General features: G+C 70.5%; 18 protein-coding genes. 12 read left to right on the top strand and 6 right to left on the bottom strand.

Going from position 1 to position 26,481, the window contains the following annotated elements; genetic code table 11:
- The first annotated feature begins 490 nt into the window (after positions 1-490).
- Entirely contained in the window at positions 491-1,444 is a 954-nt protein-coding gene (locus MKK49_RS07600; protein WP_409565033.1) for a helix-turn-helix domain-containing protein, read from the top strand.
- A 68-nt stretch (positions 1,445-1,512) separates the two neighbouring features.
- The gene (locus MKK49_RS07595) at positions 1,513-2,640 is read left to right on the top strand and encodes an aminotransferase class I/II-fold pyridoxal phosphate-dependent enzyme (protein ID WP_244027486.1); all 1,128 of its coding nucleotides are present in this window, start codon (positions 1,513-1,515) and stop codon (positions 2,638-2,640) included.
- A gap of 61 nt (positions 2,641-2,701) precedes the next feature.
- Here MKK49_RS07595 and MKK49_RS07590 read toward each other — a convergent pair whose 3' ends face one another.
- A complete protein-coding gene (locus tag MKK49_RS07590) occupies positions 2,702-6,115 on the bottom strand; it encodes an acyl-[ACP]--phospholipid O-acyltransferase (RefSeq protein ID WP_244027484.1) in 3,414 nt (1,137 codons plus the stop codon).
- A gap of 414 nt (positions 6,116-6,529) precedes the next feature.
- Here MKK49_RS07590 and MKK49_RS07585 point away from each other — a divergent pair, with 414 nt between their 5' ends.
- Positions 6,530-7,042: a TetR-like C-terminal domain-containing protein gene (locus MKK49_RS07585; RefSeq protein WP_244027490.1), complete on the top strand. Its 513-nt coding sequence runs from the start codon at positions 6,530-6,532 to the stop codon at positions 7,040-7,042.
- A gap of 7 nt (positions 7,043-7,049) precedes the next feature.
- On the opposite strand, the gene MKK49_RS07580 is transcribed toward MKK49_RS07585, so the two are convergent.
- Together MKK49_RS07580 and MKK49_RS07575 are read right to left on the bottom strand one after the other, a co-directional pair.
- Positions 7,050-8,309 carry a CaiB/BaiF CoA transferase family protein gene (locus tag MKK49_RS07580; RefSeq protein WP_244027482.1) on the bottom strand — a complete coding sequence of 420 codons (1,260 nt, stop codon included), beginning with the start codon at positions 8,307-8,309 and terminating at the stop codon, positions 7,050-7,052.
- A gap of 126 nt (positions 8,310-8,435) precedes the next feature.
- On the bottom strand, positions 8,436-9,479 hold the full coding sequence (locus MKK49_RS07575) for a catalase family peroxidase (RefSeq protein WP_244027481.1): 1,044 nt from the start codon (positions 9,477-9,479) through the stop codon (positions 8,436-8,438).
- Positions 9,480-9,774: 295 nt separating this feature from the next.
- On the opposite strand from MKK49_RS07575, the gene MKK49_RS07570 reads away from it, so the two are divergent.
- From MKK49_RS07570 to MKK49_RS07545, 6 genes are all read left to right on the top strand, one after another.
- Positions 9,775-13,269 (top strand): GAF domain-containing protein, encoded by a 3,495-nt coding sequence (locus MKK49_RS07570; protein ID WP_244027480.1) that lies wholly within the window; start codon positions 9,775-9,777, stop codon positions 13,267-13,269.
- 216 nt (positions 13,270-13,485) lie between these two features.
- Positions 13,486-16,191 carry an MGH1-like glycoside hydrolase domain-containing protein gene (locus MKK49_RS07565; RefSeq protein ID WP_244027489.1) on the top strand — a complete coding sequence of 902 codons (2,706 nt, stop codon included), beginning with the start codon at positions 13,486-13,488 and terminating at the stop codon, positions 16,189-16,191.
- 131 nt (positions 16,192-16,322) lie between these two features.
- The gene (locus MKK49_RS07560; RefSeq protein WP_244027479.1) at positions 16,323-17,549 is read left to right on the top strand and encodes a GGDEF domain-containing protein; all 1,227 of its coding nucleotides are present in this window, start codon (positions 16,323-16,325) and stop codon (positions 17,547-17,549) included.
- Positions 17,550-17,804: 255 nt separating this feature from the next.
- On the top strand, positions 17,805-17,948 hold the full coding sequence (locus MKK49_RS07555) for a hypothetical protein (RefSeq protein WP_244027478.1): 144 nt from the start codon (positions 17,805-17,807) through the stop codon (positions 17,946-17,948).
- A gap of 225 nt (positions 17,949-18,173) precedes the next feature.
- A complete protein-coding gene (locus tag MKK49_RS07550; protein ID WP_244027477.1) occupies positions 18,174-18,392 on the top strand; it encodes a hypothetical protein in 219 nt (72 codons plus the stop codon).
- Positions 18,389-19,156: a hypothetical protein gene (locus tag MKK49_RS07545; RefSeq protein WP_244027476.1), complete on the top strand. Its 768-nt coding sequence runs from the start codon at positions 18,389-18,391 to the stop codon at positions 19,154-19,156. The genes MKK49_RS07550 and MKK49_RS07545 overlap by 4 nt, the downstream gene beginning before the upstream one ends.
- Positions 19,157-19,783: 627 nt before the next feature.
- Here MKK49_RS07545 and MKK49_RS07540 read toward each other — a convergent pair.
- Positions 19,784-20,980 (bottom strand): acyl-CoA dehydrogenase, encoded by a 1,197-nt coding sequence (locus tag MKK49_RS07540; RefSeq protein WP_244027475.1) that lies wholly within the window; start codon positions 20,978-20,980, stop codon positions 19,784-19,786.
- An 85-nt stretch (positions 20,981-21,065) separates the two neighbouring features.
- Complete coding sequence (locus MKK49_RS07535) at positions 21,066-21,995, bottom strand: AEC family transporter (protein WP_244027474.1); 930 nt, start codon at positions 21,993-21,995, stop codon at positions 21,066-21,068.
- A 622-nt stretch (positions 21,996-22,617) separates the two neighbouring features.
- Here MKK49_RS07535 and MKK49_RS07530 point away from each other — a divergent pair.
- A complete protein-coding gene (locus MKK49_RS07530) occupies positions 22,618-23,859 on the top strand; it encodes an outer membrane beta-barrel protein (protein WP_244027473.1) in 1,242 nt (413 codons plus the stop codon).
- A 162-nt stretch (positions 23,860-24,021) separates the two neighbouring features.
- Here the strand turns inward: MKK49_RS07530 and MKK49_RS07525 are convergent, their stop codons facing one another.
- Positions 24,022-24,960, bottom strand: a complete 939-nt coding sequence (locus MKK49_RS07525; protein ID WP_244027472.1) for a 3-hydroxyacyl-CoA dehydrogenase NAD-binding domain-containing protein — start codon at positions 24,958-24,960, stop codon at positions 24,022-24,024.
- 113 nt (positions 24,961-25,073) lie between these two features.
- Here MKK49_RS07525 and MKK49_RS07520 point away from each other — a divergent pair, with 113 nt between their 5' ends.
- Positions 25,074-26,063, top strand: a complete 990-nt coding sequence (locus MKK49_RS07520; RefSeq protein WP_244027470.1) for an ABC transporter substrate-binding protein — start codon at positions 25,074-25,076, stop codon at positions 26,061-26,063.
- A gap of 7 nt (positions 26,064-26,070) precedes the next feature.
- On the top strand, positions 26,071-26,481 hold a 411-nt coding region (locus tag MKK49_RS07515), incomplete at its 3' end, for an ABC transporter permease (protein ID WP_409565032.1).

The following is a 26,481-nucleotide window of genomic DNA, read 5'->3' as shown; positions in this document are numbered from 1 at the left end:
GCGTATTTTCATAGGCGGGTCCGGGGCGGACGAAATCGGACAACCGAAACGGGCCTAAACTACATGTAAGACGACACGAGAAACAATTCGTGCGCGCAAGTTCGATACTGTAGCGGTTTGGAAAGACAACACTATATTTTTAAAAGTGCGGTGTGGATTGATCTGATTTATTTATAATCAGACTTGGTCCGTGCTGATCGTGTTGATGGGCAAAATTGAATAATTTATACCTTGAACGACAAATTTGCATTTATAAAAGCTTGGATCTAGTATTGCCCTCCAAGACGACTTGGTAAGCCAGCGCGAGAGCGGGATCGTTTCTGCAAACTGGAGTTGTATGCTCGAGGGCGCACGACGAGGTGCCTGGCGTGTTCTTCGACGAAGCGGATGCCTGTCGATCGGGAGGCACGCCGGGACCGGAGTTCAGGGGGCGTGATCCGATCCGACTGGATCGGGCGCAACGCGCGTTGCGCAAAGTGGGATGCGACGGATGCGGACCGTGTTGACGACCGACGAAATTCCGTCTCGTGACCGGTTCGGTCAATGGTGCGAACGGCTCCGGGAAAACTACTTTCCCATGGAAGGTTCGCGAGACCGAGACGGACCGTTCGAGGCCCGCTTGGAGGCCTTCACGATCTGCAATATACCGGCCGGCCGTCTTACACAGACTCCATCGCAATATAAGATTCGTGAAGGCATCGTCCGCAAAAAAAACTTCAGAGATGACTTCCTGACGGTCAGTTTCCGAAAGTATGGTGTTTCCCATCTCTCCCAGAATGGCGGGACTTCGATCCAGAGGCCGGGCGATATCGTCATCATGGACGTCAGATCATTGGAATTGGCGTTGTGTGAAAACAATCAAAACATTCACCTCAGTGTACCCAGGCACAGCATCGAAAAAATGCTTGGCAATGCGAAGTCCTTCACTGCTCTCACACTCGAGGCGGCGCAAGCCTCGACGAGACTGGTGAACAGCTTCTTCGCCGAGCTGCTCCTGGTCCAGAATCGGCTTTCCCCAGATGCCGCTGCCCGCATGGGTTCGATCGGCATCGATCTGATCGTTGCCGGCTTGGCCGACCGTCTCGCCCGTGAGGCTCCGAAACCCTTGCACGGCACCCTCGTGGTTCAACGGGCGAAGGCCTACATCGAGGCGAACATCAGCGACGGGACCCTCGATCCGCCACACCTCGCGGCCGCCATGGGCGTGTCGCTGCGTCGGCTGCAGGAATTGTTTCACGAACAGGGGCGCCACATCTCGGCGTGGATCTGGGAGCGGCGGCTGGAGACCGCCGCGCGGTGCTTGGCCGACCCCAAGTCCCGCCATGTGCAGATCGCGAACCTGGCCTACGATTGCGGTTTCTCGAGCCAGTCGCATTTCTCCCGGCGCTTCAAGGATCGCTTCGGCATGACGCCGCGCGATTACAGGGAGCACGCGAAATTCTAGACGGAGCGGGACCGCGTTCCGGCGCGCGCCGCTTGACAAGCCCGGGGGCGGCGGCGCCATCCACCCCCATGTCCAGCCTCGAAACCTTTGCCCGGACCACCCTCGCCGACCTCGACGCCAAGGCCCTGCGCCGGCACCTCGTCGAGACGGCGCGGGGGCCGGAGGCCGCGGCGACGCGCGAGGGGCGCGCCCTGGTGTCGTTCTCGTGCAACGACTATCTCGGCCTGGCGAACGACCCGCGGGTGATCGCCGCCGGCCAGGCGGCGCTCGCCCGCTACGGCGCCGGGGCGGGGGCCTCGCGCCTCGTCACCGGCAACCACCCGCCGCTGGCCGCCCTCGAAGCGCGGCTCGCCGCCCACAAGGGGACGGCGGCGGCCCTGGTCTTCGGCAGCGGCTATCTCGCCAATCTCGGCATCGTGCCGGCGCTCGCGGGCGCCGGCGACCTCGTCCTCGTCGATGCGCTCGGCCATTCCTGCCTGTTCGCCGGGGCGCAGCTCTCCGGCGCGACGAGGCTGCGGTTCCGCCACAACGACTGCGACCACCTGCGAACGATCCTGGCGGCGCGGCGTGCCCGGCACGAGCGGGTGCTGATCCTCACCGAGCGGGTGTTCAGCATGGACGGCGACCGGGCACCGCTGTCCGAGATCCTGAACCTCGCGGCCGAATACGATGCCTGGACCCTGGTGGACGACGCCCACGGCCTCGGGGTGGTGGAGCCGCAAGCCCGCGCGCCCCTCGAAATGGGCACCCTGTCGAAGACGCTCGGCTCCTACGGCGGCTACCTCTGCGCGTCCCGCGCCGTCGTCGACCTGATGACGAGCCGGGCCCGCAGCTTCGTCTACACCACCGGCCTGCCGCCAGCCTCCGTCGCCGCCGCCCTCGCGGCCCTGGACATCGTCGAATCCGAGCCCGACCGCGCCGCCCGGCCGCTCGGCCTCGCCCGCCGCTTCACGGCGCGGCTCGGCTTGCCCGAGGCCCAGAGTCCCATCGTGCCGATTCTTGTCGGGGAGGCGGGCGCGGCGCTCGCCCTCTCGGCGGCCCTGGAGGCGCGGGGCTTCCTCGCCGTCGCCATCCGCCCCCCCACGGTGCCGGCCGGCACCGCCCGCCTGCGGGTGGCGTTCTCGGCCGCGCACACCGAAGCGCAGGTGGACGGGCTGGCGGAGGCGATCCTGGCGTTGCGGCACGCGGGGGCCTGACGTCGGGCGCCGGCCCACGCCGCCCGGACCGCGCCGGGGCCGGCGCGATCCGAAGGGGCCCTCAGGCCGCCGCCGTCGCGTCGCTGCCGGCCCGCTCGCGGGCCATCTTCGTGACGCTCACCCCGTCGACCTTGCCGGTGCCGAGCATCGGCACCTTGGCCACCACCACCTCGGCGGGGATCGCCAGTTCCGTGGCGCCCTTACCCTTGGCGAAGGCGAGGTAGGCGGCCCGCGTCGCGTCCGCCCGCTCGGTGAACAGGATCAGGCGCTCGCCCTTGCGGGCATCCGGCACCGCGGCCACCGCGCTCGGGGCGTCGGGCCAGAGTTCGGCGGCGAGCGCCTCGACGGCGGCGAGCGACACCATCTCGCCGCCGATCTTGGCGAAGCGCTTGGCCCGGCCCTTGATGGTGACGAAGCCGAGGGCGTCGATGGCGACGATGTCGCCGGTGTCGTGCCAGCCGTCCACGGGCGCCTCCAGCACGCCGGGTTTTTCCGCCCGCAGGTAGCCGAGCATCACGTTCGGTCCCTTCACGTGGAGGCGTCCGCCCTCGTCGATGCCGGGAACCGGCTCCAGGCGATACCGGATGCCCGGCAGCAGGCGGCCGACGGAGCCGAAGAGGTTGAACATCGGCGTGTTCAGGGCCACCACCGGCCCGCATTCGGTGACGCCGTAGCCCTCCAGGATGCGCAGGCCGAATTTTTCGGAATAGGTCTTGCGGGTGGTCTGCTTCACCGGCTCGGCGCCGGCCACGATGTAGCGCAGGGAGCGCAGGTCGTACGAATGGGCCATCTTGGCGTAGCCCGTCAGGAAGGTGTCGGTGCCGAACAGGACCGTGGCGTTCGAGCCGTACACGAGCTCCGGCACGATCCGGTAATGCAGGGGCGAGGGGTAGAGGTAGACCGGGACCCCGGAGACCAGGGGCAGGATCAGACCCGCCGTCAGGCCGAAGGCGTGGAACACGGGGAGCACGTTGAACACCTTGTCGGTCGGCCCGAAATCGATGCGGGCGGCGACCTGGGCGGTGTTGGCGAGCATGCAGCGATGGGCCAGGACCACGCCCTTCGGCGTGCCCTCGCTCCCCGAGGTGAACAGGATCGCGGCCGGATCGCTGCCTTTGCGGGTGACCAGGGGCTTGCGCGGCGCGAAAAAGCCCCGGATCTTGTCGGCCGTGGTCACGGTGGCGCGGACATCCTCGAGGTAGACGAGCTTGACGGTGCCCTGGATCGCCTCGACGAGGGGCCCGAGGCGGCCCTTCTCGATGAAGGCGCGCGAGGTCAGGATCGTGTCGACCTGCGCCGCCCGGCAGGCGGAGAGCACGTTGGCGGGGCCGGCGGAGAAGTTGATCATCGCCGGCACCCGGCCGGCGCTGGCCAGGGCGAAGAACGTCACCGCCGCGCCGTTGGCGTTGGGCAGCATCAGGCCGATGGGCTTGCCCTCGCCCGCCAGCGGCATGAGCTTGCGGCCGAGGATGTTGGCGCCCATGACGAGGCGGGCGTAGCTGAGCTTGCCCGTCACCGGGTCCTCGAGGGCGTTGCGGCGCCAGCCGTGGTCGTTGCCGGCCTGGATCAGCGCGCTCATGACGCTGCGGTCGCTGTCCGCCGTCTCGAACACGAGGTCCGACATGACGTCGTAGAGGGCGGCGCCCGCCGCGCGGCGGCGGTGCTTGCCCTTGAGCGCCGGGTCGATGACGAGCTTGACCGGGGCCAGGATCGTCACGGTGACCTTCGGCCACCAGCGCCGGCGGACCTGGGCGCGGGAGAGGCGCGAGAACGCGGTCTTCTCCAGGCCGTCGATCTTCACCGGCACCACCATGGCGTCGGACTTGTCGGCGATGAGGCCGGCGCCGTCATAGACCTTCATCAGGCTGCCGGTGACCGTGAGCCGGCCCTCGGGGAAGATGATCAGGGTCTCGCCGTCGCGCACGGCCTTGATCAGGGTGCGGGTGGCGAGCGGCCGGGTCGGGTCGAGGGGCATCGCCTTGGTCATGGCGAGGAACGGCTTCACCCACCAGCGCTGGGCGATGCCGTGATCGACGGCGAAGACCGGCTCCCGGTCGAGGAGCGAGAGGGCGAGCGGCGCGTCGAGGAACGAGACGTGGTTGAGGGCGATGATGGCGTTGGGGCCGGCCTTGTCGACGTTGTCGAGGCCGCGCACCTCCAGGCGGTAGAACGCCCGGAACACGATGGAGAGGAAGTCGCGGAACGGGCTCGTGGGCAGCACCGCGAGGATCACCGCGCCGGCGACAAGGTTGAGGACGCCGATGAGGGTGAGGAGCGCCGCCATGGACCAGCCCGCTCCCTGCAGGGCGGCGAGGCCGAGCGCGCCGGCGACCATGAAGGCGGCGGTCAGCACGTTGACGGCGCCGATGACCCGGGCACGCCGGTCCTTGTCGGTCCAGGCCTGCACGGCGGCGAAGGACGGCACGATGTAGAGGCCGCCCGCCACCGCGAGCCCGGCGAAGGCCGCCGTGATGCGCAGGCCCGTGCCCGTGGCGAGGAAGTCCCCGGCGCCGAGGATGTCCCCCGAGACCGGGGCCAGGTGCGCCACCGTCCAGGCGAGATCGAGGGCGAACACGCCCATGAGCAGCGCGCCGATGGGGGTCGGCAGGAGCACGATGCGCCCGCTCGCGAGCCACGAGGCGAGGCCGGAGCCGACCGCGATGCCGACCGAGAACACGGCCAGCAGCAGGGTCACCACGGTCTCGGAGCCGTGGAGGCTCGTGCGCACCAGCACCGGCAGCAGGGCGAGGATCACGGCGCCGACGAGCCAGAACCAGCTCACGATGACGGCGCCGCGCCACATCCGCGTGTCGCGCCAGATCTCGCGGATCAGGCTTCCCGTGGAGCGGAACACGTTGGGGTCGACGCGGAGCGTCGGGGCGGCCTCGCCCGTGGCCGGGATCATGCGGGCCGAGAGCCAGCACAGGACCGCGAACACCATGATGAGGGCGCTGAACGCCAGGGCGTCGCCGCCCATGGCGGTGGCGAGCCCCGCCACGATGGTGCCGAGGAGGATGGCGAGGAAGGTCGCGGCCTCGACCAGCGCGTTGCCGGCGGTGAGCTCCTCGCGCCTGAGATGATCGGGCAGGATGCCGTACTTGATCGGGCCGAACAGGGCCGCGATGGTGCCGAACAGGCCGAGCGCCACGAACAGCACCGGCACCGAATGGAGCCAGAACCCGAGGGCGGCCGCGGCGGCCCCGAAGATCTCGGCGAATTTCAGCCGCTTGGCGATGAGCGCCTTGTCGTAGCGGTCGGCCATCTCGCCGCCGAGCCCCGACAGGATGAAGAACGGCCCGATGAACACCGCCCCCGCCAGGGTGACGAGCATGCCCGAGCCCTCACCCTCGCCGCCGACCTTGAACAGGATCAGGAACACGAGGGCGTTCTTCAGGAAATTGTCGTTGAAAGCCGAGAAGAACTGGCACCAGAACAGGGGCGCGAACCGGCGCGTGGTCATCAACGTACGAAACATCACGGGTCTCCTTGGCGCCACCATGACTGCCCGGCGATGGACGAAGCGTCAATTTCTTCGTCGACAGGCCCGCGGCATGTCGTGCCGCTCATATTGAACGTCGTTCAAAATTCGGTGCCGTGCAATCGGTCCGGCGGCCGATCCGGGCGCCGCCGTGCGGGCGCGCACGGGAAAACCAGATCCGGTGCGGCTTTCCCCGACGGGCGGTCATGACAAAACCGCCCAATCTTCGCCGGGGTCACTCCCATCACGCCCGCGTGATACTATAGTGTAACAGTGTCGAGTTCGCGAATCCCGCGCGACCGGAGGGAGCACGGAGACTTGGCCAAGACGGTACGGCGCGGAACGGGACCGCGCGGCGACCACAACCGCGAGGAGTTCCAGGCCCTCGTCACCAAGGCCGCCGAGGGGCTGGTGCGCCTGGAGGGCCTGCGCGGCCTCGGCATGCGCCGCCTCGCGGCGGTGATCGGCTACGCGCCGAACTCGATCTACAACGCGGTCGGCGACCTCGACACGGTGGTGCTGCGGGTCAATGCCCGCACCCTGGAGCGCCTGCACGACGCCCTGGTGGGGGCGGTCTCGCCCGATGCGACGCCGCGCGACAACGCCGTGTCCGTCGCGGATGCCTACCTCGCCTTCGTGCAGGCGGACCCGCAGGTGTGGAGCCTCGTGTTCGAGCACAGCCTGGCGCCGGATTCGGCGTTTCCCGAGTGGTACGGGGAGGCGCTCACGCGCACCACCGACCTCGTCGACCGGGTGCTCGCGCCGATGATCCCGGATGCCGACGAGCGCCGGCAGGCGGTGGCGACCCTGTGGGCCGGCCTGCACGGGCTCGCCTCCCTCTCGACCTCGCGCAAGCTCGCGGTGCTGACCCCGGAGCCGCCCCGCGACCTCGCCCGCCTCCTCGTGCGCCGGTTCCTCGGTTAGGGCCCGCTCAGCCGATGGCCCCGGCGTCCCGCAGGGCCGCGAGCGCCTGGCCGTCGAGGCCGAGCCAGTCGGCGAGCACCGCGCGGGTGTGTTCCCCCAGGGCCGGCGGCGGGGCCGCGTAGACCACGGGCGTCCCCGAGAGGTTGAGGGGATTCTTCACCAGGGCGACGGTGCCGGCCCGGGGGTGGGGGAGGTCGATGCGCAGGCCGCGGGCGATCACCTGGGGGTCGGCGAAGACGTCCGCCAGGGTGTTGACCGGTCCGCACGGCACGCCCACGCCCTCCAGGGCCGCCACCCAGTCGGCGGTCGCGCGCTGGCGGGTCGCGGCGCCGATGAGGGGCACCAGGAGGGCGCGGTTCTCCACCCGGGCCCGGTTGGTGGCAAAGCGCGGGTCGGTGCCCCATTCGGCAAAGCCGAGGACGCCGCAGAGGCGCGCGAACTGCCCGTCATTGCCCACCGCCAGGATCATGGCGCCGTCCTGGGTCGGAAAGTCCTGGTAGGGCACGATGTTGGGATGCGCGTTGCCGAGCCGCCCCGGCGCGACGCCGGTGGTGAGGTAGTTCATCGCCTGGTTGGCGAGCGCCGCCACCTGGGTGTCGAGCAGCGCGAGGTCGATGTGCTGGCCCTCCCCCGTGCGGGCGCGGGCAGCCAGCGCCGCCAGGATGCCGATGGTGGCGTAGAGGCCGGTGACGATGTCGGTGATGGCGACCCCGGCCTTCTGCGGCCCGGCGCCGTCCGCATCCCCGGGGGCGCCGGTGATGCTCATGAGGCCGCCCATGGCCTGGATCAGGAAGTCGTAGCCGGCGCGCCCCGCATAGGGGCCGGTCTGGCCGAAGCCCGTGATGGAGCAGACGATCAGGCGCGGGTTCAGGGCCCGCAGCGCCGCGTGGTCGAGGCCGTACCGCGCCAGGCCCCCGACCTTGAAGTTCTCGATGAGCACGTCGGCGCGCGCCGCCAGCGCCCGGATCACGCCCTGGCCCTCGGGCGTCGCGATGTCGACGGCCACGGACTTCTTGTTGCGGTTGGCGCAGAGGAAGTAGGCGGCGACATCGGTCTCGCGGCCCTCGGCGTCGCGCAGGTAGGGCGGCCCCCAGAGGCGGGTGTCGTCGCCCCCTTCGTCGTCGGGACCCTGCGGGCGCTCGATCTTGATCACCTCGGCGCCGAGGTCGCCCAGCACCTGACCGGCCCAGGGGCCGGCCAGGATGCGCGACAGGTCGAGGACGCGCAGGCCCGCGAGGGCGCCGCCCGGGGCGGAAGTGTCGGTCATGTGCGTCGCCCCGCGGGAGCCCGTTCGATGGACGGGGCTCGACGATCCCCGGAGAAGACCGACCGTAGCGGGATTCCGCCCCGCCCTCACCCCGGGATGCCGGCGGGACGGGATTTCGCCGATCGCTCAGTTCGCCCGGCGGGACAGGGACACCGCGTAGGCCGGCGAGCGGATCGCGAACATCGGGTCGGTGGCCGGCCCGGCGACGCCCTCGGGGAGGTCGGCGACGGGATCGAAGGTGGCGGCGTCGCAGGTGGCGTCGGGCTCGATGGCCGCGATGGCGACGGTGCCGAGCTTGACCTGCTTGCGCTCCTCCGGCCACGCGACGGTCGGGTCGTTCACCGGATCGTCCGTCTCGGCCAGCATGGCCACGAGGTCGAAGCTCGCCGGCCCCTTGGACAGGCGCTCCTTCAGCTCGTCGGCGTAGAAGCTGTCGGGCTTGGCCTTCAGCTCGTCGTCCGTGAGGCCGAGCTGACCGGCGTTGGCGACCCATTTCAGCCTGGCGACGGTGGCGGCGCCCTTGGCGTCGGTGAGGGTGTAGGCGTGCACGCCCCAGTAATCGACGCCGGCGAAGCTCGCCGGCACCGGCCGGGCGTTGAGCCACGCGGCCTGGCGCGTCGTCTCGGGATTGGCGGCGGCGAACGCCTTGATCTTGTCGGCATCCGGCTTCCCGTCCGGCCCCGGCGCCCGCACGGTGGCGAAGTCGAGGAGCTGCTGCGGCGTCCGGGTCGAGAACACCGGCGCGGAGATCACGACGAACACCATGTCGCCGGACGGGTCGCTCATCCGCATGGCGAAGCCCCGGGTGACGGGCTTGGCCTTGTCGGAGATCTTCGGGTTGGAGCCACCCATGGAGAACCGGGCCGTCACCGGCACGGTCTTGGTGAAGTGCGGGGCCTTCGACAGGCCGGACGCCTCGGGCGAGGGGGTGAAGCTGCCCTTGAGGCAAACGCCCTTGGCGCCGCTCCCGCGCACCTTCGCCTGGTTGCCGCCCGCGGCGAACAGGGCGTTCACGATCGCCCCCGGATCGGCGTCCTGGGTGGCGGCGCCCTGCGACGGGGCGCTTTGGGCCGCAGCACCTGGGGGCGCGGCATTTTGAGCCGAGGCCCCCCCGCTCAGGAGGCTGGCCGCCAGGACGGTGGCGGCGAGGACGGGGGAGGACCTCTGCATGGGAAACCTTTCATCGACGGGGCGTGCGCGTGGTCACCCCGACCGAATCGCGGCGCGGCGTTCCCTGGAACAGTTCTAGATTGTGCGCAATCTTGTGGCAAGCGGCAGGATCGCGTCCGGCGACGGCGGCGATCACGCGGGCGTGACACACCGGTGCGTCGGCCGGCGCCGAGCGCGCGCGCTTGTGCTATGAGCGCGTCATGCAGGCCAGATCTTCCCGTCCCCACGTTCCGGCCGCTCCCCGCGCGCAGTGCCTCGGCGCTCCGGCCGCGGCCCTGCGGTCGCCCGCGCGCCGATGACCGGGACCCTCCCGCTCCCCATGGGCGACACGGCCGCCTCCGCCGCCGCCGATCCGGTCCGCCTCGCGGCCCTGGAGGCGCACGGCATCCTCGACACGCCGCCCGAGAAGGGGTTCGACAGCATCGTCCTCCTGGCGCGCATCCTGTGCGACGCGCCCGTGGCCCTCGTCAGCCTCGTGGCGGCCGACCGGCAGTGGTTCAAGGCCCGCTCCGGGTTCGGCCCGTGCGAGACGAGCCTGAACGCATCCGTCTGCGCCCATGCCCTGGGACGCCGGACCCCCCTCGTCATCCCCGACCTGACCCTCGACGCCCGGACCCGCGAAAACCCCCTGGTGACGGGGGCGCCGGGCATCCGGTTCTACGCGGGCGTCCCCCTGAACACGCAAGAGGGCGAGACCCTCGGAACCCTGTGCGTCATCGACGGGGTCCCGCGCCCGCAGGGGTTGACGGCGCAGCAGACCGAATCCCTCACGGCCCTGGCCGAGCAGGTGATGAGTCAGCTCGACCTGCGCCGGGCCGTGGCCGAGCGCGACGCGGCCCTGGCGGGCCAGCGGCGCGAGCAGGCCCAGGCGGTGGCCGACGCCGCGCGCCTCGAGGCGATGATCGCCACCCAGCAGGTCGTCGCCTCCGCCACCTCCGATCTCGACACGGTGTTCCGGGCCGTGGCCGACGCCGCCCTGTCGATCATCGACCGGGCCGACGGCGCGACCATCGCGCTCCGCGACGGCGACGATCTCGTCTGCCGCACGGGGGCCGGGCACGCGGCCGGGTGGGCCGGCCGGCGCCTTCCCATCGCGGGCACGCCGTCGGGCCGGGCCTTCACGGACGAGACGCTCGTCGTCGGCACCCCCGGCGAGGCGGCGGCCGAGGCCGGTCGCGCGCCCCCGGCGCTGATGGCGGTCCCCGTGCAGCGCCACGGCCTCGCCGTGGGCATCCTCGAGATCCGCTCGGAGGCGGGCGGCCCCTTCGGCCCGCGCGACATCCTGATGGCCCAGATGCTGGCGGGTCTGGCCGGCTCGGCCTTCGGCGACGTGGCCGAGGCCGAGACCCGGCAGGCCCTGCGCGAGGCCGAGGGCCGCTACAAGGCGATCTTCGACAGCGCCATCGATTTCGCCATCGTCGCCGCGGATTCCGAGAGCCGGATCACCGACTGGAACACCGGCGCCGAGCAGATCATGGGCTGGTCGGCCGACGAGGTCCGGGGCCGGCTCCTCGACACCTTCTTCACGCCCGAGGACCGGCGCGACGACATCCCCGCGCGGGAGGAGCGCGTCGCCCTCGCGAACGGGTCGTCCCCCGACGTGCGCTGGCACCAGCGCCGCGACGGCGGGCGGTTCTGGGCGGTGGGCCGGATGATGACCCTGCGCCACGAGGACGACAGCGTCCGGGGCTTCCTCAAGATCCTGCAGGACCGCACCGCCGAGCGCCGCCACGAGCAGCGCCTCGCCCTCCTGAGCCGGGCCTCCGCCGCCCTGCTCTCGGCGGCCGATCCCGCCCACGAACTCCTGCCGATCCTGCAGGAGGGGGCCGAGGCCCTCGGGTTCGACGAGAGCCTGACCTGGGCGCTGGCGCCGGACCGGGCCGCCCTCGTGCTGGTGCAGGCGGTCGGGGTCTCGCCGGAGGCGCGGGCCGCCCTCGAACGGGCGCCCCTCGACCAGGCCCTCTTCGACCAGGCCCCCTTGGATCAGGCCCCCTTGGATCAGGCGTCCTCGGATCAAGCCCCCTTGGATCGGGCCCCCTTGGACGGCCCCCTCTGCAGGATCGTCGCCGCGACCGGGCGCCCCCTCATCCTGTCCGGCCTGCAGGCCGACGCGACGCCGCGCCACCGGGCCGCGCGCGAGGCCGGGTTCGACGCCTATGCGAGCTTCCCCATCACCGGCCGGGGCGGCCTCACCGGCGTGATCTCGTTCGCCCGCCGCGACGCGCCGGCCTTCGAGGGCGAGGTGCTGACCGTCTTCGCGACGCTCGCCCGCTTCCTCTCCGTGGCCCGCGAGCGCCTGGACGACGAGGCCGCCCTGCGCGAGAGCGACGCCCGCTCGCGGCGGGCGCAACAGGCCGGCGGCATCGGCACGTTCGAGGCCGATGTCGGTGGGGAGTCCATCGCCGTCTCGGCCGAGTTCTGCCGCCTGTTCGGTCTCCCCGAGGCGCGCAGCTATCCCGTCCCGGTCATCGAGGGCCTGATCCTCCCCGAGGACGCCCACCTGCGCTCGGACGCCGCCCGGCGCGCCACCGGCGCCGCCGTACCCGAGATCGCGTACCGCATCCGCCGGGCGGACGATGGCGCGATCCGCTGGATCGGGCGCCGGGCCGAGTTCGCCCGCGACCCCGCCGGCCGGATCACGGCCCTGTTCGGCACCGTCTCCGACGTCACCGACCAGCGCGCGGCCCGCGCCCGCATCGAGGCCCTCCTCCATCTCGGCGACCGCCTCGCCGAGGCGACGGACACGGCCGAGGCCGTCGCCATCGCGGCCGATCTCCTCGGGCGGACCCTCGGGGCGGGGCGGGCCGCCTATGCGGCCGTCGACGTCCATCGCGAGACCCTCACCATCGCGGGCGACTGGACCGCCCCGGGGGTGGCCAGCCTCGCGGGCACCTACCCGTTCGCGGCCCTGCCCGGCACGATGGAGCGCCTGCGGACCGGACGGATCCTGGTCTGCGCCGACACCCTGGCGGAGGTGCGCCTCGCCGGGGATGCCGGGACCTACCGGGCCATCGGCGTGCGCGGGCAGATCAAGGTCCCGCTCCTGAAGGCCGGGACCCTGGTGGGCCTCCTCCTCGTGCACGAGGCCGAACCCCGGATCTGGAGCATGGAGGAGGTGGCGTTCACCCGGGGCGTGGCCGACCGGACCTACGCGGCGCTCGCCCGCCTCAAGGCCGAGGAGCAGCAGGACCTCGTCAATCACGAGCTGTCGCACCGCATGCGGAACCTGCTCGCCATGGTGCAGTCCATCGCCACGCAGACCCTGCGCAACGCCACCCATGTCGACGAGGCCAAGGACGTCCTGGCCGGGCGCCTCGTGGCGCTCGGCCGCGCCCACGACCTCCTCATGGGCGCGGCCCTCACCAGCACCCGGATCGCGCCCGTGGTGCGCGGCGCCCTGCAGGTCCACGAGGACGGGCGCGACCGCTTCCGGATCGGCGGGCCGGAGATCGAGATCGGCGCGGACCGGGCCGTGTCCCTCGCCCTCATGCTGCACGAGCTCGCCACCAACGCGGCGAAGTACGGCGCCCTGTCCAACGCGGCGGGCCATGTCGACCTGACCTGGGCGATCCTCGATCCCGAGGCCGAGCCGCGCCTGCGCCTCGCCTGGATCGAGGTCGGCGGGCCGCCGGTGACGCCCCCCACTCGCAAGGGGTTCGGCTCCCGCTTCATCGAGCGCGGTCTCGCCTCGCAGGTCGGCGGCAGCCTGTCCCTGGAGTACCGGCCCGAGGGGGTGGCCTGCATCCTCGTCGCGCCGCTCTCCGCCTTCGCCGGCGATCTGCCGGCCTGAGGACGGCGGCCATCGTCGGCGAGGCCACCGTCGGCAAGGCAACGGTCGGACGGCAACGGTCGGAAGGTATGCGTCCCGGAGGGCTGCCCGGCTTGGCGCCGATAGTGCATCCCGCCGGCCACCGAACCACACCCCGCCGGGCCCCATGACAGACCCTCACCCGCCCCGCCTCGACGCGGCGTCCCGCCCGGCCCGTTCCCGACCGGGGGCGTGGCGTTGAGCGAGCTCGACGACTGGGCCGAGCGCCGGCGGCTCGCCGAGCAGGGCCGCGGCGAGCGGGCGTGGTCCCTGTGGGGGCCCTACCTCGCCGAGCGCCAATGGGGCACCGTGCGCGAGGATTACAGCCGCGACGGCAATGCCTGGCGCTCCCTGCCCCACGACGAGGCGCGCTCGCGCGCCTACCGCTGGGGCGAGGACGGCCTGGCCGGGATCTGCGACGAGCGCGGGCAGCTCTGCCTGTCGCTCGCCCTGTGGAACGGGCGCGACCACATCCTCAAGGAGCGCCTGTTCGGGCTCACCAACGAGGAGGGCAACCACGGCGAGGACGTCAAGGAGGTCTACCACTACCTCGACGCGGTCCCGAGCCACGCCTACCTCAAGTTTCTCTACCGCTACCCGCAGGGCGCCTATCCCTACGACCGCCTCGTGGCGGAAGGCCGGCGCCGGGGCCGCGACGAGCCCGAATACGAGATCGAGGATACGGGGCTCTTCGACGGGCTGCGGTTCTTCGACGTCACCGTCGAGTACGCCAAGGAGGACATCGACGACGTCCACGCGGTGATCACGGCGGTCAATCGCGGCCCCGAGGCCGCCGACCTCCACCTCGTCCCGCAACTGTGGTTCCGCAACACCTGGTCGTGGCGCGAGGATGCGACCCCCGTCCGCCCGCGCCTGGAGATCGCGCCGGACGGCGGCGTCGTCGCCACCCATCCGCGCCTCGGCCCCTACCGCCTCGCCTTCGACGGCGCGCCCGACGTGCTGTTCTGCGAGAACGACACGAATCTGCGCCTGCACGGCTGGAAGCCCGACGCCACCGGCCCGTTCAAGGACGGCCTGCACGCGCACATCGTCGACGGCGACGAATCCGCCATCCGCCGCGACGGCGGGACCAAGCTCGGCCTGCACTATTCCCTGCGGCTGGAGCCGGGCGAGGCCAAGCGCGTCACCCTCCGGCTCTCGGCGGGCCGGCGCCCGCGCCCCGTCGACGCCGAGGGCGCCATCCTCCACCGCCGGGTCTCCGAGGCCAACGCCTTCTACGACGGCCTGCAGGACGGCATCGCGGACGCGGATTCGCGCACGATCTTCCGCCAGGCCGCCGCCGGCCTGATCTGGTCGAAGCAGCTCTATTCCTACGATGTCCGCCTGTGGCTCCGGGGCGATCCGCTGCAACCCACGCCGCCGCGCGAGCGCGCGGGCGAGGGCGGGCGCAACACCAACTGGCGCCACTTCGCCGGGGCCGACGTGCTCTCCATGCCCGACACCTGGGAATACCCGTGGTTCGCCGCCTGGGATCTGGCCTTCCACTGCCTGCCGCTGGCGCTCCTCGACCCGGACTTCGCCAAGAAGCAGCTCCTGCTGCTCACCCGCGAATGGTACATGCACCCCAACGGCCAGCTGCCCGCCTACGAGTGGGAGTTCGGCGACGCCAACCCGCCGGTCCATGCCTGGGCGACCTACCGGGTGTTCGAGATCGACCGCGACCGGCGCGGCGGACGCGGCGACATCGCCTTCCTCGAGGGCGTGTTCCACAAGCTGCTCATCAACTTCACCTGGTGGGTCAACCGCAAGGACGCCGACGGCCGCAACGTGTTCCAGGGCGGCTTCCTCGGCCTCGACAATGTCGGGGTGTTCGACCGCTCGCGCCCGCCCCCCGGCTTCGGGCGCATCCACCAGGCCGACGGCACCGCCTGGATGGCGATGTACGCCCTCAACATGATGCGCATCGCCCTCGAACTGGCGCTCCACAACGACGTCTACGAGAGCACCGCCTCGAAGTTCTTCGAGCACTTCCTCCTCATCGCCGAGGCCATGACCGACATGGGCGGCGAGGGCTTCGGCCTGTGGGACGAAGAGGACGAGTTCTACTACGACGAGGTCGACATTCCCGGCGGCGGCATGCTGCCCCTGCGGGTCCGCTCCGTCGTCGGCCTCGTGCCGCTCTTCGCCGTCGAGGTGATCGAGCCCTCCGTGCTCCAGCGCCTGCCGGATTTCGCCCGGCGGATGAACTGGGTGCTGGAGAACCGCCCGCACCTCGCCTGCCTCGTCTCGCGCTGGACCGAGGGCGGGGTCGGCGACCGCAAGCTCCTGTCGTTGCTACGCGGCCACCGCATGAAGGCGCTCCTGCGGCGCATGCTCGACGAGGCCGAGTTCCTGTCGGACCACGGCATCCGCTCCCTGTCGAAGGCGCACCGCGACCGGCCCTATGCGCTGAACGAGTTCGGCGCCTCGTTCAGCGTCCGCTACGACCCGGCCGATTCGACCTCCAACATGTTCGGCGGCAATTCCAACTGGCGCGGGCCGGTGTGGATGCCGATGAACTACCTCATCATCGAGGCGCTGCGCCGCTTCCACGCCTATTACGGCGACGATTTCACGGTGGAGTACCCCACCGGCTCCGGGACCTCCCTCACCCTGGCCGCCATCGCCGACGCCCTGGAGGACCGGCTCATCGCCCTGTTCGCCAAGGATGGGGACGGGCGCCGGCCGATCTTCGGGACGCGCGAACCGATCCCGGCGGCGCCGGGCGAGGACGACGCCCTCCTGTTCCACGAGTTCTTCGACGGCGACACCGGCCGGGGCCTCGGCGCCTCCCACCAGACCGGCTGGACGGCGCTGATCCTCAACCTGCTGCACCACCGGGCGGGCCGGCCGAGCGTGGGGCAGGGGGCGGGGGAAGCCGAGGCGCTGGGCGCTCTGCCCTGAGCGGGGCGGTGTCGCCCGCGAAGCTCCCGGTGCGCTGGCGTGCCCGGAGCGGGCCCCGCCGTCACCGGAGGACCTTAACGCGACGCTAAAGAACGTGTGCGACCGTCTCGACGGCTGATGTTCCGAGAGCGATGGCGCAAATCGACGAAATTGAGCGGTGCCTTCGGGACGGCTCCGCCTTGCGCCGTATTCGTCTGCCGGAGACGATGGCACCGGATTTCCTGATCGCGGATCGTGAGCAGCGCCGACGGCAGGCCGTCTGGGGCATGCTACTCGGACTGTTCTTCTACAGCGCCCTGCTGGCGATCGACTGGCTGCTCGTACCCGACGTCTACGCCCTCAACGTCGCCGTCCGGCTGGGAATCGGAATCCCCCTCGGTCTCATCGTCGTCCGGCTTCTGTCACGCCCCTCGCTGTCCCTGGCGGCACACCAATGGGGCGTCGCGCTGTTCGGTTACACCTGCGTGCTGACGATCTGTCTCGTCATGATGCAGTCGGCCAATCCCGCCGCACTGGCGTATTTCAGCATGAGCTTCGTCGTGCTCTGCTTCACGATCAATCTGGTGGGGCTGACGACGGTCGCGGCGGCGGTCCTGTGCCTGATCGCAACCGTCACCGCCGCCGGGCTCATCGCCCTGTCGCCCTTCGGCTCCCCCGGCGTCGTCTCGGCCTATGGCGTGATCGGCCTGATGGTGACCATCACCTGCGTCTTCGCCAACTGGTGCCTGGCGAACCAGAGCCGGCGCGACTACCTCGTCGTGCAACGGGATCGGTTGCGGTTGCGGGAGATTTCCCGACAGCGCGATCTGCTCGAGACCCTGGCGGCGATCGATCCGTTGACGGGCCTGGCCAACCGGCGCGGCTTCGATGCGATGATGGCGAGCGACCTCACCGGGCGGAACGAAGGAACGCCGTTGATCCTCGCCATGATCGACATCGATTTCTTCAAAGTCTTCAACGACACCTACGGTCATGCGCGTGGGGACGACGCCTTGAGGATCGTGGCGCGCGCGCTGGCGGAAGCCGCGCCGGACGACGCGCGGGTCGCCCGCATGGGCGGCGAGGAATTCGTCCTGGCGGTCGTCGGACCCCATCACCTCCCGCCGTCGGCGATCGGTGAGCGACTGTGCCGAGCCGTCGCGGACCAGGCCATTCCGCACAGCGGCAATGCGGCCTCGTCCGTCGTCACCATCAGCGTCGGGTTGGCGAGCGGTCGCGTGCGCGCGGACCCCGATCATTCGGACCTGTTCGCGATCGCCGACGATGCGCTCTATGCGGCCAAACGGGGCGGCCGCAACCGCGCCGTTTCGGTGATCGCGGCGACGGCCGGCGCGGAGCCCGACCAGCCCGTATCCTGACCGGCGGGACGGTTCTGATCCTTGGGACATGATCGGGCCACGTCATGCGGTACACGAAGGCCGGTACGCGATCCGGTCTTCGCGAAAGCGGGTTGCGTTGGGGAGCGTCGAATTCCGGCGATGGCCGGATGAAGTCTAGATATCTCGCCTTGGCATGCTCGGAGCGCATATCGCACGTGCACATGGACTGATTGCTGCACTGCAGCATGGCGCCCATTCTCACCGTGACATCACAGTCGAGCCCGAGGGCCTTCCATGACCACCACGAACCTCTCCCCGACCGGCATGCCTGCCGCCGAACCAGCCGCGTCCGAGGGCCGCGGCTGGTTCGCGCACATGATCCAGCTCTGGCTGGAGCACAATGCCCGCCTCCTGGAGATGGGCGGCGAGCCGTTCTGACGGGCGCCGGCGGCGCGCGTCTCTCGAAGGGCGGGCGCCTCGGGGCGTCCGCCCTTTCTCGTTCGGAGCCGCCCCGCGCGGTCGGAGCCGGAGACGGCTCTTTCGGTGCGACCGTTTCCTCGGGGGCGGAGCCGTTCGCCAGCCCCATGGACGAAGGGTGAACGGCTCGGTAACCGTTCCGGCTTAATCCGGGAGGACCCCTCCCACGAAGGCCGAGACCCCACGATGACGAGAGACCAGCTCGCCGCCGAACTGACGCGCATCGCTAAGCTGCAGCTCAGCGATATCACCCGGGCGGTCAAGAACGGCGAGAAATCCATCGCCCTCAACGAGGTGACGGATCTCGCCCGGCGCCTCCACCTCCTGTCCGATGCCATCGCGGGCCGGCCCGCCGGTGTCGCCCCCGCCGTCGCTCAGGCCCCCACGCCCGCTGCCCATCCGTGAGCGAGGGATCGACGAGCCCCGGGTCGACCTGGCGCGACACCCGCAACGCGCGGTCCCGGGCGCGCCTCGACCGGGCGCTGCCCGCCATCTTCCCCGCCCCGGTGCTGCAGCACGCCCTGTCGCGGCCCCTGCTGCCGCCGACGCCGCGTCTCGCCGTCGAGAGCTACTGGCGCGCCCACATCCTGCGGGCCGACCGCCTCGCCCGGGCGCTGGCCGCCCGCTCCGGCGCTCCCGAGGGCTGGACCTGGCGCCTCGGCACCGAGCCCGGCCTCGCCGCGAGCTTCCGCCTGCCGCCCTCGCCCTACCGGGAGCCGGCCCATGCCCGCGGCCGGGGGCATTGCTGCCTGTGCGGCCAGCCGGTGTTCCGCTTCGGCTGGCACAGGGATCTCTGGGGCACGGGGCAGCCGAACAAGAACGCCGCCTGGCACGCGGCCTGCGTCACCGCGTGGAAGCTGTGGTGCGCGCCGGCCGAACAGGTGACGGTGCTCAAGCGCCATCAGCGCCACCGCTGCACGGAATCCGGCAAGCGCCTGTTCAGGACCGCCGAGGTCGACCACCGGGTGCCGCTCTACCGGGTCTGGCGCGAGCACCGCGACGCGCCCTGGCCGGACCTGCTCGGCTACTGGGGCGCCCCCAACCTCCAGGTGGTCAACCGCGTGGTCCACGTCGCCAAATGCGGCGCCGAGGCCGGCGAGCGGGCGGCCCGCCGCCGCGCCGCGGTTGAGCTCACGCCGCCGCTCGATCCGCTTTTTGTGGAGCCTTGAAAGGCGTCCCGGCGGACAATCTTCGATTGGGGCGGGGCCCCTTTCGTTTCAGGTTGGCGGGGTTTTCGCCGGATCGGTTCGGTCCCACGTGCGGAACGCTGAAGGACGCGTTGCAGCGCGGGTCCCCACACCTTCCAGGGAGGGCGATCGCAGATGCGTTTTCCGCGGCGCTCGGACGAGGGGCAGAGCGTCCCGCATGACCGCACCGGGCTCCCTCTCCTGGAAGGAGAGGGGCCCGTCGTGGTTCATCTGCAATCGCCCTGCCTTCCAGGAGAGGGGGCCTGCCGCGTCGCTTTCTTTACGCAAGACTTCTTTATGCAGGACTTGCCACGTCGCAAGTCTATACTGTCTATCACAGGTCACGGCGAGGCGGCCTTGCGAACGCTGCGTCGATGCCTTGGAGGCCAGCCGATGCGCGCGAGCCAACCCGACGAACCCCCTTTTTCGGCCGACGCCTTCGGCGAGACCGATTTCGCCAAGGTCGATGCCCACCTGATTCAGCCGGAGGAATACGATGAGCTTCCCGAGCTGACCGACGCGATGATGGAGCGGGCCGATCATTATGTCGGCGCCACCCTGATCCGCCGCGGCCGCCCGCCGAAGCCGGCCCCCAGGGCGATAGCCCCCTCAGAAAAACGCCTGCAGCCCCGTCTGCGCCCGGCCCAGGATCAGGGCGTGGACGTCGTGGGTGCCCTCGTAGGTGTTGACCGTCTCGAGGTTCTGGGCGTGGCGCATGACGTGGTACTCGCCCATGATGCCGTTGCCGCCGTGCATGTCCCGGGCGGTGCGGGCGATGTCGAGCGCCTTGCCGCAATTGTTGCGCTTGATCAGGGAGATCATCTCCGGCGCCATCCGGCCCTCGTCCATGAGGCGCCCGACCCGCAGGGAGGCCTGGAGCCCCAGCGCGATCTCCGTCTGCATGTCGGCGAGCTTCTTCTGGACGAGCTGGGTCTGCGCCAGCGGCCGGCCGAACTGACGGCGCTCCAGGGTGTAGCCCCGCGCCCGGTGCCAGCAATCCTCGGCCGCGCCCATCACCCCCCAGGAGATGCCGTAGCGGGCCCGGTTGAGGCAGCCGAACGGGCCCTTCAGGCCCGAGACGTTGGGGAGGAGCGCGTCCTCGGGCACCGCGACGCCGGCCATCACGATCTCGCCCGTGGTGGAGGCGCGCAAGCTGAGCTTGCCGTGGAGCGTCGGGGCCGAGAGACCGGGCATCCCCTTCTCCAGGATGAAGCCCCGGATCGCGCCGTCATGGGCATCGGATTTGGCCCAGATCACGAACACGTCGGCGAAGGGCGCGTTGGAGATCCACATCTTGGCGCCGGTGATGCGGTAGCCGCCGTCGATGGCCTCGGCCCGCGTCGTCATGCCGGCGGGGTCCGAGCCGGCCTCCGGCTCGGTGAGGCCGAAGCAGCCGATCCACTCGCCCGACGCGAGCTTCGGCAGGTATTTCTGCCGCTGCGCCTCCGAGCCGTAGGCGTGGATCGGGTACATGACGAGGGACGATTGCACGCTCATCATCGAGCGGTAGCCGGAATCGACCCGCTCCACCGCCCGGGCCACGAGGCCGTAGGCGACGTAGGACGCGGCGGCGCAGCCGTACTCCTCCGGCAGGGTCAGGCCGAGGAGGCCGACGCTGCCCATGGCCCGGAACAGGTCGGGGTCGGTTGTCTCCTCCGCGTAGGCCGCGACGATGCCGGGCAGCAGACGCTCCTGCGCGAAGCTCTCGGCCGTGTCGCGGATGGCGCGCTCGTCCGGCGTCAGCTGGTCGTCGAGCAGGAAGGGATCGTCCCAGACGAATCCGGCCGCGCGCAGGGGGGCGTTCATGAAAGCTTCCTCGACCGGTTTCGACCGGTCGCGCCGGCCGTTCGGGACGAATCATGGACCCGAAGCCGGCGCGCCGTCCAGCCGCTCAGGCGCGCCCCAGGAGGGTGAGCCAGAGCACGGTGGTGACCGGCGCCAGCAGGGTCGACACGAGGACGGAGGCCGCCACCAGCCCGGTCTCGGCCTTGTAGCGCACGGCGAGCAGGTAGGCGTTGATGCCGACGGGCATCGCCGCGAACAGGGTGGCGACGCCGGCATAGGCGGGCGGCATGGAGAACAGCTTGGTGGCGAGCAGCCACACCACGAGGGGGTGCACCACGAGCTTCAGCCCCGCGATCACCAGGGCGCCGGGCAGGTCGAACAGCACCTTGTAGCGGGTCAGGCCGGCGCCGAGCGCCACGAGGGCGCAGGTGGAGGCGGTGGAGCCGAACCCGTCGATGAGCGAGCGGGCGACGCCCGTCGGCACGACGCCCCCGAGGCGCAGGGCCATGCCGATGCCGAGCGCCACGAAGATCGGGTTCTTGATCAGCACGAGGCCGAGGCCGCGCACGCGCTGGACCAGGGTGCGGTCGCCCTCGGCCTCGATGAGGAAGGTGGCGCAGCCCATCATCAGCGGCAGGTGGACGGCCAGCAGCAGGAACAGGGGGAACGCGCCCTCCTCGCCGTAGGCCTGCAGGATGGTCGGCACGCCGACGAAGATGGTGTTCGACTGGCTCGCGGCGAACCCGTGCAGCACCGCGCCCTGGCGGCCGATGCCCGCGCGCCGGGTGGCGATGAGGGAGCCGGCGAGCCACGACACCCCGGCCCCGCCGAAATACGCGATCCAGTACGACCACGTCACCTCGCCCGTGAGCCCCGGCCGCGTGAGGGTGCCGATGATGAGGGCCGGCACCGCGATGGCGAAGACGTATTCCGACAGGCCGTCGCTGACCCGCTCGGACAGGAGCCCGGCGAGCGCCGCCCCCCAGCCGATCACGATGATTCCGAAGACCGGGGCGATGATGCTGACGGCGTTCATGAGGGCTCGGCGCGGCGGGGTCGGGTGGGAACGGTCGGCGGATACCGGCCGGGGCAGGGTTCGGGCGGCGCGCCGTCGCGATCCGGGTTCGGCGCGGATGTCGAGCCGACCCATAGCACGGCGCTTCGGCCTTCGATGGATCGCCGGGCGGGAACGCCCGTCCCTGTGGCGAATCGGTCGTGCTCCGGCCCGTCGCGGCAATCGTGGTGCGTCGGGAGAACCGCTCGTCTCCCGGGTGGGACGACCGGGCCGGTCATGCGCGGGCAATCGGTCATGCGCGGGCAATCGGTCATGGCGGGCAATCGGTCATGGCGGCCATGAGAGGCGCCCGAGGGATGCCGGCGGAGGGCTTTTCCGAACCGGGGCCGATGGATCGCGCGCTCGGTTCGCGCGGATCGCAGACCCTTCCGGCGGCGCGATCGATGGGGTTAACGGATTCTTGACAGTCTTTGTGCGCCTGCCCTGTGGATGTTTCCTTAATGCCACACGAACGCCGCAAGTCCCCTGCGGACCGGTGTTTTGTTTAAAAAATGGGCAACTGCATAAAGGATGACTTTGGCCCCGGCGGCATTCTTTGAGACCCTGCCATCAACCGGAACCCGCGAACAACACGAGACTTGATATGGCCCGCCGCAGCGCGCTCATCGGACTGACGACCCTCCTCCTGTCGTCGACCTATCTCCAGGCCGCCGATCTGTCGGTGAAGGCGCCCGTCCCCGCTCCCCCGGCCTCCTGCAAGGCGGAAATCACCTTCCCGGCCTACGGCGGCATCATCAAGCAGAACCCCAACCCGGCCTGCCTCACCATCGGCGGCATCGGCGACATCTACTTCGGCGGCGCCGTGACCGGCTACGCCTACGACCAGACCAACCAGTTCGCCTTCTCGGCCGTGCCCCAGATCGCCAGCGACCGCGCCGCCCGCGTCGATTTCTCGAACCTGATGGGCACCATCCAGAAGGCCGACGGCGCGTTCCAGTTCTACGCCGCGTTCGGCGCCTACACGATCCCGGGCCTCGGCCTGCCGATCCTCGGCACCTTCGACCAGACCGACCTGCTCTACTCGCCGATCCCGATCGTGTTCGGCAAGTACGTGTTCAACGACAACTGGTCGGTTCAGGGCGGCCGCATGCCGACCCTCATCGGCTCGGAGGCGCCCTTCACCTTCCAGAACCTGAACATCTCCCGCGGCCTGCTGTTCAACCAGGAGAACGTGATCAACCAGGGCGTTCAGGTGAACTACAGCGACGGCCCGCTGTCGGCGTCCTTCGCCGCCACGGACGGCTTCTACTCGGGTGAGATCAACTGGGTCACGGGCGCCATCGTCTACAAGCTCGACGCCGCCAACACGATCGGCATCAACGGCGGCACGCACTTCTCCACCTTCAATTCGGCCCTGCAGAACCCGCGCTTCCAGTTCGCCACGCCGCTGGCCGTGCAGAACAGCTCCATCGTCAGCGCCAACTACACCTACGCCGACGGCCCCATCATCGTGACGCCGTACATCCAGTACACCAACATCGAGCGCAATTCGGTCCTCGGCCTCGCCGGCGCCGAGACCTTCGGCGGCGCGATCCTCGCCAGCTACGCCTTCACCGACAACTTCGCGCTCGCCGGCCGCTTCGAGTACATCACCCAGAGCGGAAGCCGCGTGAACCCCGTCGGCCAGACCTCCGTGCTCTACGGCGCCGGCAGCTCGGCGCTCTCCTTCACGGTCACCCCGACCTTCACCTTCGACCGCTACTTCCTGCGCGGCGAGTTCTCGACGGTGCAGCTCTACGACATCACCCCCGGCCTCGGCTTCGGCCGCACCGGCACCAAGACCTCCCAGGAGCGCTACATGATCGAGACCGGCATCACCTTCTGATCGCCGCTCCCGTCCCAGCGCCCGAAGAAGCCCCCTCCCGCGGAGGGGGCTTTTTGCTACGCCCGTTCCACTCTGATCGAGCCCCCTCTTCCGGAGGGGGCTTTTTTCATGGGTCGTCTTTCATGGGTCGTCTGTCATGGGTCGTCTTTCAGGGGTCGTCTTTCATGGGTCGTCGCCCGCGACTTCGATCCGCGCCTTCAGGATCTCCAGGAGCGCCCGGTCGCGCCGCGCCTCCAGCTCCGGAAGCGTCCGGCCGGCGGCCTCCGCCTCGACGCCCTCGACGATGCGGGCCTTCACGGCCGCGTCGAGGGTGGGGGTTCCGAGGCTCGCCCAGCGCCGCTCCTGGCTGGCTCCGAGATGGTCGAGATAGTGCCGGATGCCGCCCGCGCCGCCGCCGAGGTGGTAGGTCATGTGCGGTCCCATGGCGGCCCAGCGCAGGCCCGGCCCGTTGCACAGGGCGGCGTCGATGTCGGCCACACTCGCCACCCCCTCGGCCACGAGATGCACCGCCTCGCGGTACAGGGCCGAGGCGAGGCGGTTGGCGATGTGGCCCGGCATCTCGCGCCGCAGGATCACCGGCCGGCGCCCGAGCCCCGCGTAGAACGCCGCCGCCCGGGCCGCGACGGCCGCGTTCCCGGCCACGATCTCCACCAGGGGCACGAGGTGGGGCGGGTGGAACGGATGGGCGACGATCACCCGCTCCGGGCTCGCGCAATCGGCCACGATGGCGCTGCGCAGCATCGCCGAGGTGCTCGACGCGACGAGGATGCCGGGCGCCGCATGGCCGTCGATCGCCGCCAGGACGGTGCGCTTGATCGCGAGGATCTCCGGCGCGTTCTCCTGCACGAAGCGGGCGCCCGACACGGCGTCGGCCAGCCGGGCGTGGACGACGAGGCGACCGGCGCCGGCAACCCCGAGTTCGGCGAGCTGCGCCCGCGCCCGCGCCACCGCCGGCCCGAGGTTTTTCGCGGCATCCGGGGCCGGATCGTGGGCCGCCACGTCGAGGCCGTGGGCGAGGAACAGGGCCGCCCAGCTCGCCCCGAGGGTGCCGCAGCCGACCACGGCCACGGGGCCGGTTTCATCCGTCAAGAGCTCGGTCAATCTGTCGCCTCCTGCCGCTTTACTTTCGGCGGTCGGCACGCCTTATTCAATCCATCACGGTCCGTTGAAGGACCGGACGTGGGCGAGAACGACCCGCGACGCGGAGGAAACCGATGTTCATGCGCAATGCGGCGGCGCGGGCCGCCCTGCTGGTCCTGGCCGCCTTCTCCGCCGCTTCGGCGCATGCCGACGATGTCGTGCGCCTCGGCAATCTCAAGTTCGCCCATTACGGCGCCGTCTCCTACATGAAGGAGCTCGCGCCGAAATTCGGCCTGAAGATCGACGAGCGCGTCTTCGCCAAGGGCGCCGACATCTACCCCGCCATGGCGGTGGACCAGATCGACATCTCGGCGTCCGGCGCCGACGGGGCGGTGGCGGCGCGCGGCAACGGGGTGAAGCTCTACGTGGTGGCGGGCTTCGCCGACGGCGGCGTGCGCATCCTCAAGCGGCCGGACCTCGACGCGGTCAAGACCCTGAAGGACGTGAAGGGCCTCAAGGTCGCCTCCGTCCGGGGCGGCACCCAGGACCTGATGCTGCTCGCCGAGCTCGACAAGCACGGGATGACCTGGGGCGAGCGGGCCGGCAAGGACGTGCAGCTGATCTACTTCAACAACTACGCCGACCTGAACCAGGCGCTCGCGCAGAAATACGTCGACGTGATCTGCCAGAGCGAGCCGCAATCGACCCAGGCCATCAGCGCCGGCTACGCGACGGAAGTGGTGAAACCCTACGACACCCCCATCGGCCGGCCCGTGCGCCCCCTGGTGATGACCGAGAAGATGTACAACGAGCGCCCCGAGGTCGCCGGCCGCGTCCTCAAGCTGTTCGTCGCCGCCACCAAGGCCTTCATCGACGATCCGGGCTTGGCCGAGAAGTACGTCCGCGAGACGGTGTTCAAGGGCCAGCTCACGGCCCAGGATTTTCGCGACGGGATGGCGAATGCGAAGTACACCTACGACGTGCCCGCCGGCCATATGCAGACCACGACGGATTACATGATGAAGTACGGCCTGGGTAAGATGGTCAATCCGCCGAAATCCGACGCCGAGTGGGTGAAGACCGACCTGCTCGAGAAGGCCAAAGCCGAACTCGTGTCCCGCTGAGGCCGCCATGCACCGGCTGCGCGGCGCCATCGTCCCCCTCCTGCTCCTCGTCCTGTGGGAGGTCCTGAGCCGGCTCGGCGTCTTCTCCGCCGTGGTTCTGCCGCCGCCGAGCTCGGTGGCGGTCAAATGGCTGTCCGGCATGGTCCCGGCCCTGCCCCACGATCCGGCGCAGGAGAGCTACCTCTCCTGGGTCTTCTCCGGCGAGATGCCCCACGACGCCGTGGCGAGCCTCGCCCGGGTGCTGACGGGCTTCTGCATCGGCGCCGGCCTCGCCGTGCCCGTCGGGCTCCTGCTCGGGACCAGCGACCGGCTGTTCTCCCTGTTCAACCCCCTCCTCGAGATCCTGCGGCCGATCCCGCCCATCGCCTACATTCCGCTGGCCATCGTCTGGTTCGGCCTCGGCAACCCGCCGGCCCTG

This window comes from Methylobacterium sp. J-090 (genome assembly GCF_022829345.1).
Classification (GTDB): domain Bacteria; phylum Pseudomonadota; class Alphaproteobacteria; order Rhizobiales; family Beijerinckiaceae; genus Methylobacterium.
Note: the sequence above shows the minus strand (reverse complement) of the source record. Positions and strands in the feature narration are given on the sequence as shown.